Source organism: Methylomonas sp. MED-D, from assembly GCF_050276835.1.
Classification (GTDB): domain Bacteria; phylum Pseudomonadota; class Gammaproteobacteria; order Methylococcales; family Methylomonadaceae; genus Methylomonas; species Methylomonas koyamae_A.
This window is the reverse complement of sequence record NZ_CP189965.1, coordinates 2,199,050-2,211,943: the sequence shown is the minus strand read 5'-3', so window position 1 is coordinate 2,211,943 and position 12,894 is coordinate 2,199,050. Positions and strand designations below refer to the sequence as shown.

At 50.2% G+C, this 12,894-nt stretch carries 10 protein-coding genes; 3 read left to right on the top strand and 7 right to left on the bottom strand.

All coding sequences use genetic code 11. The features are described from left to right. Positions 1-45 precede the first annotated feature (45 nt). From ACQE3E_RS09785 to ACQE3E_RS09775, 3 genes are read left to right on the top strand one after another with little or no spacing between them, the layout of a single operon-like run. On the top strand, positions 46-1,134 hold the full coding sequence (locus ACQE3E_RS09785; RefSeq protein WP_313728198.1) for a dTMP kinase: 1,089 nt from the start codon (positions 46-48) through the stop codon (positions 1,132-1,134). Between the two features lie 21 nt (positions 1,135-1,155). Next, complete coding sequence (locus ACQE3E_RS09780; RefSeq protein ID WP_313728199.1) at positions 1,156-2,940, top strand: hypothetical protein; 1,785 nt, start codon at positions 1,156-1,158, stop codon at positions 2,938-2,940. A 7-nt stretch (positions 2,941-2,947) separates the two neighbouring features. Next, positions 2,948-3,634, top strand: coding sequence for an HIT family protein (locus ACQE3E_RS09775; RefSeq protein ID WP_313728200.1), 687 nt, complete (start codon positions 2,948-2,950; stop codon positions 3,632-3,634). A gap of 706 nt (positions 3,635-4,340) precedes the next feature. On the opposite strand, the gene pnp is transcribed toward ACQE3E_RS09775, so the two are convergent. The 7 genes from pnp to rimP all read right to left on the bottom strand — a co-directional run bounded on the left by pnp (position 4,341) and on the right by rimP (position 12,858). Beyond that, positions 4,341-6,419, bottom strand: a complete 2,079-nt coding sequence (gene pnp / locus ACQE3E_RS09770; RefSeq protein WP_409521087.1) for a polyribonucleotide nucleotidyltransferase — start codon at positions 6,417-6,419, stop codon at positions 4,341-4,343. 83 nt (positions 6,420-6,502) lie between these two features. Continuing rightward, the gene (rpsO, locus tag ACQE3E_RS09765) at positions 6,503-6,772 is read right to left on the bottom strand and encodes a 30S ribosomal protein S15 (protein WP_064031750.1); all 270 of its coding nucleotides are present in this window, start codon (positions 6,770-6,772) and stop codon (positions 6,503-6,505) included. 105 nt (positions 6,773-6,877) lie between these two features. After that, the gene (gene truB, locus ACQE3E_RS09760) at positions 6,878-7,789 is read right to left on the bottom strand and encodes a tRNA pseudouridine(55) synthase TruB (protein ID WP_427501570.1); all 912 of its coding nucleotides are present in this window, start codon (positions 7,787-7,789) and stop codon (positions 6,878-6,880) included. Next, positions 7,789-8,187 (bottom strand): 30S ribosome-binding factor RbfA, encoded by a 399-nt coding sequence (gene rbfA, locus ACQE3E_RS09755; protein WP_427501569.1) that lies wholly within the window; start codon positions 8,185-8,187, stop codon positions 7,789-7,791. The genes truB and rbfA overlap by 1 nt, the downstream gene beginning before the upstream one ends. Beyond that, on the bottom strand, positions 8,188-10,857 hold the full coding sequence (infB, locus tag ACQE3E_RS09750; RefSeq protein ID WP_427501568.1) for a translation initiation factor IF-2: 2,670 nt from the start codon (positions 10,855-10,857) through the stop codon (positions 8,188-8,190). 14 nt (positions 10,858-10,871) lie between these two features. Continuing rightward, complete coding sequence (gene nusA, locus ACQE3E_RS09745) at positions 10,872-12,383, bottom strand: transcription termination factor NusA (RefSeq protein ID WP_064031754.1); 1,512 nt, start codon at positions 12,381-12,383, stop codon at positions 10,872-10,874. Then, positions 12,373-12,858 (bottom strand): ribosome maturation factor RimP, encoded by a 486-nt coding sequence (rimP, locus tag ACQE3E_RS09740; protein ID WP_313728204.1) that lies wholly within the window; start codon positions 12,856-12,858, stop codon positions 12,373-12,375. Before rimP ends, nusA begins: the two co-directional genes overlap by 11 nt. Between the last annotated feature and the right edge of the window lie 36 nt (positions 12,859-12,894).

Here is a 12,894-nt window from a genome sequence, read left to right as displayed (position 1 = left end):
CGCTGCCGCCCCAACGATTGCCGCAACCATATATTAACCGAATTTATGCTAATTTCATTTGAAGGAATTGACGGAACAGGAAAAGCAACGCAAGCAATCTTGTTGCAGGAGCGCCTAAATGCCGAAGGAATCGATTCAGTGTACTTTGATTTTCCGGCGTATGAATCATTTGTTGGCAAAGAAATAGGCTCTTTGCTGAGTTCAGACTCAGCTGATAAAGAACATGATGCACTAACACTTCCACCGAAATTAATGGCAATGCTATTTTCATTGGATAGAATGCAATTTTACAAACAAATAACAGATGCAATTGCTAAAAAACAAGTCGTAATAACCAATCGATATTCGCTTTCAAACAGTGTGTTTCAGACTATTAGAGCAGGAGAGGATATTTCAAAATGGGTCGATTCACTAGAACATGTGGCGTTAGGCTTGCCAAGGCCTGACTTTTATATTGTATTTATGGGCAGTTTAAGTGCATCTAGGAAGTTGGTTGCCTCAAAGGGCGCCAGAAATTACACAGAAAGCCACGATATTTATGAAAAAAATGATGAGCTGCTCGAAAAGGCACAAACCTTATACAGCGAAATAGAAACCCCTTATTCTGAAAAAATAATTATCACTTGCTTGTCCGAAGGGAATTATAGGACTCGAGATGATATTCACGAAGAAATTGTAAAAAAAATTTTTCCTAAAATGAAATTCACTAACCTTGAACAGATAACGAGTAATGATATTGCTCCATTGATTAGTCTTTCGGATAAAATTTGGAGTGAATGTAGGCAAGGTTATAAACTCGACATTAGTTGTATTCAAACCATATTAGAGTCGCTATCCACCGACGAGTATAAAAATCTTGAAAGTTCAATCAGTGGCATAAAATCATATACTACATTTGCCTTAATAGCAGATCGAGTCAAGAAGAGACATAGCCCTGGCTGTGAAAAATCAATAGAACTTAGTGCACTTCTGTCAGCTATTTCCTACTCAGCTAACGCGATAAATGACATGATAAATTACCCTGTAGATATGAGAGAGCAAATTGCAGAGGAAATATGCGATACCCTCAACATAAATAGAAGTGAAATGATCAGCCTAGATAAAGAATGGGGCAATATTTTTTACTCAGCATAGCTTAAGCTCAACCCTGAAAACATGGATGATATAAATTCGTACATTTCATTACTAAACAACAAAATCGTCGCAAATGATAAATTTGGATTTGGATGGTATAGAGATTTAAGTAGAGAAGATCGGATTGGAAACGTTGCTACAGCACAATCAATACTCGTTTATGCTTTAACCAATAGCAACATTCCCCATAAGAATGAAGTATTCGATTCGTTGCTGAAAAATCGCCTACCAGATGGAAGTTGGGCATTTATAAGTAATATTAACGATGTTGGTGTTATTGACTCGACAGCGTGGGTTCTTCTGGCATTACAATCAAACGTATCACCTTATTACCAAAACAAGAATCTTCTACAAACATCCTTTGATTGGTTAATTAGCACCCAAACTGAATCTGGCGGATGGGGGCTGATCAAAGATTCTAGCCCTCGTACTATTAGTACATCGATTGCGATATCAGCTCTGCTGGCTGCTAAAGATGATAACTTTCTACCAGCTATTGATAAGGCAAAAAGTTATTTAGAACGAAATCAGGATAGCAACGAAGGGTATTTTTGGCGAAACTCAACAGGAAATCCATGTGTTTCTGCAACCTCGTATGCTATTTTTGCTTTATATAATTTATCCCCACAAAAATTTTCAGTAGAAATCAATAGAGCGGCTAATTGGCTTTTAGCTAAGCATAACCAAGAGTTTTTTTGGGAAAACCTTCTTAACCATGAAGAAGTTGAGGTTCTTATAAACAATAAGCCAGTAAGAACAACCTTCTATTATCCCATCACACCTTTAGCAATTAGAGCTGTCCGTCTTTCAAAATTTGCTAACGAAGAAGACTACCATATATTTTTCACTCAGTATCTTACTGCGTTGAAAAACCATAAAGTGTTCAATGGGACTAAAACCATGGATGGAAAAGATACCTCCTATGGGGTTCATGATATTGTTATGTCAATTTTAGAAAAACCCGCAGACAGCAAAAAAGGTGGTGAAGCAATCAAAGATGCTTTAGATCAGTTAAAGTCGTCTGTGGAGGAATCTGATTTCCCTAAAGTTTTCCAAGTTCATAAGTCCAACAGATTCAACAAAAACGGAATTAATGTGGTGTTTTTTCACGGATTAGATGGTCATCCGATTGATACGTGGTTAAACGAGAGTACTCAACTCTATTTTCCTCATGCATTGGTAAATGATGATATACCTCAAATAAATATATATACAGTCGGTTACAACAATGCTTTTAGTTATTGGCTAGGCGAGGCTATGTCTTTGAAAAATCGGACTACGAACATCATTCAGCTATTGGAAAACTTCGACTTTGAAGTTGGGAGATTTGTTTTTGTTGGTCATAGTTTTGGCGGATTACTAATTAAAAGTATTATTCGCGACATACATATGAATGAGCCACAATCATCGCCAATATATAGAATACTGGCGAACACAATTGGAGTATGCTTTGTTGCCACCCCTCATTTTGGTTCTAAGTGGGCTAATAGATTTAAGACCATTAACCCACTAGCAAGAACAACCCAACCAATAAATGATTTGTTAGCTAACAATAAAGAAGTTATAGCGCTAAATACCGAGTATAAAAATCTGGCGCATAATTTAAATATAAAACACATATCATTTTCCGAAACAAAAAAAACGGCCATACTCACAGTGGTCAACAATGAATCATCCGATTTTGGGTTTCCTGGTAGTCGCAATACTCCGATAGACGCCGACCATATTAGTATAGCCAAGCCTATGCGCACTGACTCGTTGATAGTTGAAAGCCTCAAAAATTTCATTAAAAAATTAAATCAGTAATACTTGGATGATTTCAAAAAATTCTTGCAGTTATTGTGCAGAGATGCAGGGTGATGTTGAAGGAAGTTTTTTTCTAAGTGAAGTAGCAATTTCTTTAGGCGTGAGTAAAAGAGATTTATTAACAAGTAAAAGTTTTCTAGTTTTTCCGAGTGTTGGAGCCCTAGTCCCCGGTCATATATTAATAGCCCCAAAAAGACATATTACAGCTATGGCACGCCTTATGGAGCCAGAGCTCACAGAGTTAAAAGATTTGGTTAAGTTTTTAGCTGGAATTTTGTCTGAAATATATGGGAAAAAGATAATCCTGATGGAACATGGAACTTTATTCGACCGCTGTTACAGCGGAGCTTGCGTAAGTCACGCTCATTTTCATCTAATGCCTAGCGAGATTTCTTTGCTAGATTTCGTACAATTTAACAGAATTAAAGTTGATATTGATAAACTTAATCGCGAACAGATTAAAATTGATTATTTACTTTATTCTGATGACTGTGATTCTTTTTTTTATAGTGAAGCCGATAGTATTATCTCTCAATATTTTAGGAAGGAAATATTTGAAAGAATGAATCTTACTGGCTATTGGAATTGGGTGATTGATCAGCGTATTAACGAAATGATGCAGACAATAGTTGATATCCAAAAATATTTGGAACAGCCAGATGTTATCGAAACTTGGAAAAATTTAAAAATTTAAATTTTATTCAAGCGTTGTATAGCCTGGACAACCCACGAGAAATTCAGGTTCAGGTTTTGCAATCAAGCATTGATAGCTAAATTGGCAGGCAGGTATTCATTCAACTGCCGTCATTTATGGAAGAAACGCAGTCGTCCGCAATTGGCCGATTGTGTTGAAAAAGTCCCTTTCTTGGAAAAACGGGTTATAGTACAAAACCATTTTATAATAAAAACAATGCCTTAAAAGTCAACAAAATCGCGAAATTAGCCAAAAATCACGAAAAACCGACTTTTTCAACACAATCGGCCGATCACAGACATTCAATATCTGGCGGGGTTTGAATTGTAACCCGTGGCGGCTTTGCGATCGGAACGATTGGTGGTTTTAATTGGACTACTCACTCAAGGCCTACCGACTGGTGCAACAACAGCTTACACTGTAACGCGTCTCCAACCTGCCGAGCACCGCCGGATAATCCGGAATAACGCGTTCCAACGACGCTAGGACCCGAAGCTTTCAGTTTACCGCCGCAGCGGCCCCGTCATTCGCCGCCCTAGGAGCGGTGCGGCCAGGCATGTTCGGCAGTTCTAAACCTGAACGGTCAATCTGAACGCTGCCATCGCCGAGTAAGCTTTAGTGTCCGAATACAGGTGAAAACACGCCGGTCTCGGAGAACAAAAAAAGGGCCTCTCGGCCCTTTTCCTTATCGTTTAACGCGTGAAGATCAAGCGTTATCGACTTCTTTCATACTCAAACGCACCCGGCCTTGGCGGTCGATTTCCAGCACTTTGACTTTTACTACATCGCCTTCCGACAATTTGTCGCTGACTTTTTCGACGCGTTCTTCCGAAATTTGCGAGATGTGTACCAAGCCGTCCTTACCGGGCAGTATCGTCACGAATGCGCCGAAATCCATCAACCGAACGACTTTACCTTCGTAAGTCTTGCCGACTTCGACCTCGGCGGTGATTTCCTCGATCATGCGCTTGGCTTCTTCACCGGCGGCTTTATCGACCGAAGCGATATTCACGGTACCGTCATCAGTCAAATCGACGCTAGCGCCGGTTTGCTCGGTGATCGCCCGTATCGTCACGCCGCCCTTACCGATCACTTCGCGGATTTTGGACGGATCGATCTTGAAGGTGATGATGCGCGGCGCGAAGTCCGACATTTGGGTGCGCGATGTGGACAAGGCTTTGTTCATTTCGCCCAAGATGTGCAGGCGGCCTTGCTTGGCTTGGTCCAGAGCGACTTTCATGATTTCCGGGGTAATGCCGTCGATCTTGATGTCCATTTGCAGCGCGGTAATACCGGTTTCGGAGCCGGCCACTTTAAAGTCCATGTCGCCCAAATGATCTTCGTCGCCCAGAATATCCGACAACACCGCGAATTGATCGCCTTCCTTGATCAAGCCCATCGCGATGCCGGCGACCGGCGCTTTCAACGGTACACCGGCATCCATCAGCGCCAAGCTGCTACCGCACACCGAAGCCATCGAGCTGGAGCCGTTCGATTCGGTGATTTCCGACACAACGCGAATCACGTAAGGGAATTCGCCGATCGTGGGCGTCACGGCTTGCACGCCGCGCTTGGCCAGGCGGCCGTGACCGATTTCGCGGCGTTTGGGCGAGCCGGTGCGGCCGGTTTCGCCGACGCTGAACGGCGGAAAGTTGTAGTGAAACAGGAAGGTATCCTTGTATTCACCAGCCAGTGCGTCGATGATTTGCGCATCGCGCTCGGTACCCAGGGTCGCGACAACCAGGGCTTGAGTTTCGCCGCGGGTGAACAGTGCCGAACCGTGGGTTCTCGGCAATACGCTGGTACGAATCGTGATCGGTCTGACCGTGGTCAAATCGCGGCCGTCGATACGGGTGCGGTCGTTCAGAATCGCTCCGCGAACGACGTTGTATTCCAAGGTCTCGATAACGTCGCGTATGTCTTTTTCGGCAAACAGACCGTCCGCGGTCAATTTTTCGACGACGGCCGCGCGGATCGCGCTCAAGGCGTCTTGTCTGACTAGTTTCTCGGGAATTTGGTAGGCAGCTTTGATTTGCGCTTCGGCTTCGGCGGCAACGGCGGCTTTCAAGGCCTCGTTGTCGGCGGGCGCCGCCCAGTTCAGGGCCGGCGTAGCGACTTCGGCGGCCAGTTCGTTGATCGCATTGATCGCTACCTGCATTTGCTCGTGGCCGAACAATACCGCGCCCAGCATCACATCTTCAGGCAGCAAATCGGCTTCCGACTCAACCATCAACACGGCTTTTTGGGTGCCGGCGACCATCAGACGCAAGCGCGATTCCTTCAGTTGCGGCAAGGTCGGGTTCAACACGTATTGACCGTCGATATAGCCGATAGTCGCGGCACCCAGCGGGCCGTTGAACGGTAGGCCCGAAACCGCCAACGCGGCGGATGCGCCGATAATGGCCGGCGCTTCGGTGTCTATCTCCGGGTTCAGCGACAATACCGTCGCGATGATTTGTACTTCGTTAGTAAAGCCTTCGGGAAACAATGGGCGAATCGGGCGATCGATCAAGCGCGAGATCAGGGTTTCGTTTTCGCTGGGACGGCCTTCGCGTTTGAAAAAGCCGCCGGGAATTTTGCCAGCGGCAAAGGCTTTCTCTTGGTAGTCCACTGTCAATGGAAAAAAGTCGCCGCCGCTACTTTCCTTTTTACCGACCACAGTCACCAGCAGGGTGGTGCCCTCTACATCAATGATCACCGCGCCGTTGGCTTGGCGGGCGATTTCGCCGGTTTCTAGCGTGACGAGACGATCCCCGTACTGAAATTGTTTCCTGATAGGATTCACTATAAGGTTCCTTTTTTAAAGGTTGTGCTGAAATGTGCCTAAAAAAGAAACGGCGCTCGACACGCCGTTTCTTCCGGGCGGTATTACTTACGAATGCCCAAACGCTCGATCAAGGAGCGGTAGCGGGCCACATCGGTTTCTTTCAGATAATCCAGCAATTTGCGGCGTTGGTTAACCATGCGCAACAGACCGCGACGCGAATGGTTGTCTTTTTTGTGAGCGGCAAAGTGCGGTGTCAACTGGTTGATGTTCGCGGTCAACAAAGCCACCTGAACTTCGGTGGAACCGGTGTCGGAATCCGACAAACGATATTCTTCGACGACTGCTTTCTTTTGTTCTGCGGTTAATGCCATTTTAATCCCTATCGATTAATCAATTAAAAGAATGCCATCGGACGATGGCGAAGATGCGCCGCTTCCACAATAGGGTGTAGGAGCGTACGCGGTTTTCGAGGATAATCAAGCATTTCGATCATCCATCAGAAACAGTTTTCTAGGCGCTAGTTTACCATTCAATAGAATTTCGCCCAACCCCAAAAAGGTTTCGGGACCGTAGATTCTCACCGGCCCCGGCCGGCCGCCGCCGACTTCTATTTGTTGTCCCTGCCGTATCCGACCAGCCTCCTCAGCGGCCACGGCTAGCGCCGGCACGCCGCGCAACGGTTCGTCCGGCGCGATCAAAACCGCTTGAAGCTGTTCGCTGCTCATGGCCTGCAATTGCTCAAACGTGTGGGCTTGCGCCAAGCGGAACAATCCGGCTTCGGTTCGGCGCAACGCAATCACGGTCGCGCAGCTGCCTAACGCCTGCCCCAGATCCTCGACCAAGGAACGAATGTAAGTTCCCTTCGAGCAAACCACGTCCAATGTCAGTTCCCGATCGCTAGCCGCCAATAGTGTCAGCGCATAAATCGAGACCGGCCGCGCCTTGCGCTCGATCGTCAAGCCTTCGCGCGCCAGTTCGTAAAGCTTCCTACCGTTATGTTTCAACGCCGAATACATCGGCGGGACCTGGTCTATCGCACCGGTAAAGCGGAGTAAGGCGGCTTGTAACACCGCTTCGCTAAACACCGGAACCGGCATTTCGGCAACGATGTTACCGTCGCTGTCGCCGGTGTCGGTCATCACGCCCAGCCGCATCGATACCGTATAGCGTTTGTCGTCGTCGAGCAGCATGCCGGACACCTTGGTGGCTTCGCCGAAACAAAGCGGCAACAATCCGGTCGCCAACGGGTCCAGCGCGCCGGTGTGGCCAGCCTTGTTGGCGTTAAATAAATGCCGGACTTCCTGCAAGGCCTTATTCGACGACACGCCCTGGCGTTTATCGAGCAAAACGATGCCATGCACGTCGCGCCCGGATTTGCGCTTCGCCATTACTCGTCCTCGGACTTGCCGGTGACGGACGAGTCGCTCTGATCCTGCCGATCTTCCAAATCATGCAACAATTCCGCAACGCGCATACCGGTGTCGAAGGAATGATCGTAGTAGAAATGCAGCTCGGATATATGCCTGAGCCGCATCCGCTTCGCCAACTCGTGGCGAATGAACGGCGAGATTTCATTCAATACCTTGACGTTGGCGAGCTTGGCCGCGTCGTCGCCGTTCAACACCGTGACATACACTTTAGCCACCGCCAGATCCTTGGACAGCTCGACATCGTTGATCGTCACGAAACCCAGGCGAGTGTCCTTGACGTCGCGCTGCAAAATAGCCGCCAATTCCTTCTGCATTTCCGAGGCAACCCGCTGGCTGCGGCCGTATTCTCTCGCCATTTAGATTTCCCGTCTGACTTCGATACGCTCGAACACTTCGATCTGATCGCCGTTTTGCACATCGTTGTAGTTTTTCACGCCAATACCGCACTCCATGCCCATCTTGACTTCAGTGACGTCGTCCTTGAAGCGGCGCAAGGATTCCAACTGGCCTTCGTAAATCACCACGTTGTTCCGCAACACCCGAATTGGCAGATTGCGCTTGACGAAACCGTCGATGACCATGCATCCGGCGACCGCGCCGAACTTCGGCGAGCGGAACACGTCGCGCACTTCGGCCAAGCCGACGATTTTCTCTTGAATGTCCGGCGCCAGCATGCCGCTGATCGCGCGTTTCACTTCGTCGATCGCTTCGTAAATGATGCTGTAGTAATGCAGATCGATGTCTTTTTCTTCGATCAGCTTACGCGCCACCGCATCCGCCCGCACGTTGAAACCGATCAGAATCGCATTGGACGCCAGCGCCAAATTGGCATCGCCCTCGTTGATGCCGCCGACGCCGCCGAAAATACATTTGACCTGAACTTCGTCGGTCGACAAACTGACCAACGATTCGCGCAACGCTTCCAAACTGCCCTGCACGTCGGTTTTGATCACCACATTCAATGTCGACGTTTCGCCGGCGGTCATCCGTGAGAATACGTCGTCCAGCTTGGAAGCACCCATTGCCGCGTGGCGGCTGGATTTCTTGCGTTCCTCGCGGTGGGCCGCCAATTCGCGGGCCACCCGTTCGTTTTGCACAACCAGCAACTCGTCGCCGGCATCCGGCGTGCCGGAAAGCCCCAGAATCTCAACCGGCGTACTCGGTCCGGCGGTTTTGATGGCGTGGGCGTTTTCGTCGAACATGGCCCGAATCCGGCCGTATTCGTGACCGCACAGCACGAAGTCGCCTTTATTCAGCGTACCTTTCTGGATCAGCACCGTCGCCACCGCGCCGCGCCCCTTATCCAGCCGCGATTCGATACAAACCCCGGAGGCAACGCCTTCTTTAGGCGCCGTTAATTCCAGCACCTCGGCTTGCACGATTAAGGCTTCGATCAAATCGTCGATACCGACCCCGGTTTTTGCCGATACTTTCAGGAACTGCACGTCGCCGCCCCACTCTTCCGGCACCACGTTCAGCGTCGCCAACTCTTGCATGACCCGATCCGGGTTGGCTTCGTTTTTATCGATCTTATTCAGTGCCACGATAATAGGCACGTTAGCGGCGCGAGCATGCTCGATCGCTTCCTTGGTTTGCGGCATCACGCCGTCGTCGGCGGCCACCACCACGATCACGATGTCGGTGACTTCGGCGCCGCGCGCCCGCATCGCGGTGAACGCGGCATGGCCCGGCGTATCCAGGAAGGTGACCGCGCCGTGATCGGTTCTAACCTGATAAGCACCGATATGCTGAGTGATACCGCCCGCTTCGCCGGCGGCGACGCGGGTTTTCCGAATGTAATCGAGCAACGACGTTTTACCGTGGTCTACGTGGCCCATGATGGTAACGATGGGCGCCCTGCCGACCACTTTGACTTCGTCGGACTCGGCCATCACTTCCGCGAGCATTTCTTTCTCGAAATCGTCCTCGCTTTGCATGATCGGCTTATGCCCCATTTCCTCAACCAAGATCACCGCCGTTTCCTGATCGATAGTTTGGTTGATCGTGGTCATGATGCCCAATTTCATCAAATGCTTGATGACTTCGGCCGCCTTGACGTTCATCTTTTGCGCCAGATCGGACACGATGATAGTCTCGGGAATTGTCACTTCGTAGACCGTCGGCGCCACCGGTTTTTCGAACTTATGGCGAGCCTGAATATCCGGCTCGAAATCGGATTTGTCGCGCTTGGGTTGCGGCTTGGCCTTTTTACCCTTGCCGCGTCGCGGATCGCCGCTACGCGCGCTATCGACATCCACTTCCGGAACGGTGCCGCGGGTCGGCTTGAATTCGGCCTTTTTCTTGTGCAGTGTTTGTTGCTGCTTGGCTTCGGCCTTTTTCTTGACCTTTTCGGCGTTGCGCTGCACCGCCGCTTCGAGACGCTCTTTCTTCTCTTTTTCCAGACGCTGTTCCTCGGTCAATTCAACGACCGGGCTTTCGGCTTTCGGTTGAACAGGCTCGACGACGATTTCGGCTTCCGGTTTTTCGGCGGACACCTCGATGGCGGGCGAGACGGCAACCACCGGAGCGGCTTCCTCGACGATAGTCGGCGCGATTTCCACCGGCTGACTGTCGTCGCCGGCCGGTTGGGCTTTTAAGGCCTGCTGCTGGCGACGACGCTCTTCTTCCTCCGCCAAGCGCTTTTTCTGCTCATCCAACGCCAGTTTGGCGCGTTCGGCCTCTTTTTGGTCATCGCTGACATGCGCTTCGCTGCGCTTAATGTAAGTTTTTTGCTTACGGACCTCCACGCTGACGGTCTTGACGGCACTGCCCGGCGGCGAAGCCTGCTTCAATTCGGTTTTGGTGCTGCGCTTCAGAGTGATGCGCTTAGGCGCGGCGGCCTCCGGATCGGTTTCCGCTTTACCGTGGCGTTTGCGTAAATGGGCCAGCAACTTGAATTTTTCCTGGTCGTCTATCACGTCGTCGGGATCACTGGCGCTCAATCCGGCTTCCTTAAGCTGTTCCAAGAAACGCTCCAGAGGTATGCCGACAACCTCCGCCAACTCTCTAACTGTTTTATCGCTCATAGTGTCCTCCCGTCTCAGCCCTTGTCCTCTGCGAACCAAGATTCGCGGGCCTTCATGATTAGTTTACCAGCACGTTCTTCGTCCATGCCGGCAAAGCCGATGATATCGTCGATGGCCTGTTCGGCCAGATCGTCCAACGTGACAATGCCCTTGGCCGCCATTTCGCGAGCCAACTCTTCGTCCATGCCCTCCATCGCCAGCAATTCCTCGCTAGGCTCGGCGGTTTCGATTTTTTCTTCCGACGCGATCGCGCTGATCAACAAGGCGTCCTTGGCCCGACTGCGCAGCGCCTCGACCAATTCTTCGTCGAAACCGTCGATTTCCAGCATTTCCTCGACCGGGATGTAGGCAATCTCTTCGATGTTGTTCAAACCGACTTCGACCAAAACCGTGGCGATCTCTTCGTCCACATCCAGTTGCTCCATAAACAATTGCTTGGATTTGGCCGCCTCTTCGTCGTGGCTTTTGCCGAACTGAGCGGCGTCGATAATGTTCAGCTCCCAACCGGTCAACTCGGAGGCCAAGCGCACATTCTGGCCGCCGCGCCCGATGGCCTGCGACAGGCTGTCGGTGGCGACCGCGACGTCCATGCTGTGTTTGTCCTCGTCGACGACGATCGATTGAATCTCGGCCGGTGCCATGGCGTTGATGACGAATTGAGCCTCGTTGGCGTTCCAGAGAATGATATCGACCCGTTCGCCGGCCAATTCGTTGGAAATAGCCTGTACCCGAGAGCCGCGCATGCCGACGCAGGCACCAACCGGGTCCAGCCGCGGGTCGTTGGCGCGGACCGCGATTTTGGCCCGCGATCCCGGATCGCGGGCGGCCGCCAAAATGTCGATCAAGCCTTCGCTGACTTCCGGCACTTCCAGCCGGAATAGCGCAATCAACAACTCCGGCGCGGTACGGCTAACAAACAATTGCGGACCGCGCTGTTCGGAACGAACGGCCTTCAAGTAACCGCGCACCCGGTCGCCCATTCGGACCGGTTCCTTGGGAATCATGTCCTCGCGGGCAATATAGGCTTCGACGTGACCGCCCAAGTCCAAGTAAACGCTGCCTTTTTCGACGCGTTTGACAATACCGGTCACCAATTCCCCAACCCGGTCTTCGTAAGCTTCGACGATCTTGCGGCGCTCGGCTTCGCGAACTTTTTGAATAATGACCTGTTTGGCGGTCTGCGCGGCGATACGGCAGAACTCCACCGATTCGACTTCTTCCTCGACGTAGTCGCCAATTTGTATATTCGGCTCTTCGATCTGAGCGGCTTCCAACAGGATTTGCCAGCCCGGATGCTCGACGTCGCCGTTAATATCCGGGTTCGCCTCGACCACCTGCCAACGCCGGTAAGTCGTATAGTCGCCGGTGTGGCGATTGATTTCCACCCGCGCCTTGACCGGGTTTTCGTAACGTTTGACGGTCGCCGCTTCCAGAGCGGATTCAATGGCTTGAAAGATCAACTCCTTGTCTATGTCTTTTTCGTTAGCGAAAACATCCGCCACCAGTAAAATTTCTTTATTTGCCATTGCGACCTCCTTTATTCAGTAAATATTCGGGTACCAAGCGCGCCTTACTCATCGTGTGAAACGGAATGGCGATTAAACGTTCGCCTTCCCGTAACACGACAGCGTCGCCCTCGACCGCCTTGATTTCCCCGGTGATCCGGCGGCGTTTGTCTATCGGCTTGAACAATGCGACCTGAACGCTGCTGCCGATGTAGCGCTCGAATTGATTTAGCTTGAAAAACGGCCGATCCGCGCCGGGCGACGAAACTTCCAATTGATAATTGCCTTGTATCGGGTCCTCGACATCCAATGCGCCACTAATCTGATGACTGACCTTGCTGCAATCGTCCAATAAGATCCCGTTTTCGTGATCGATATAGATGCGCAGCATGCCGTGCTGCGGATGCGGATTGTATTCGATGCCCACGCACTCGTAGCCAAGACCTTCGACAATCGGCTCTATCAACTCGACCAAATGTTCGGGAGCTTGTTTCATGACCGCCTAACCTTTTCAAACCCAAAAAAAAAGAGC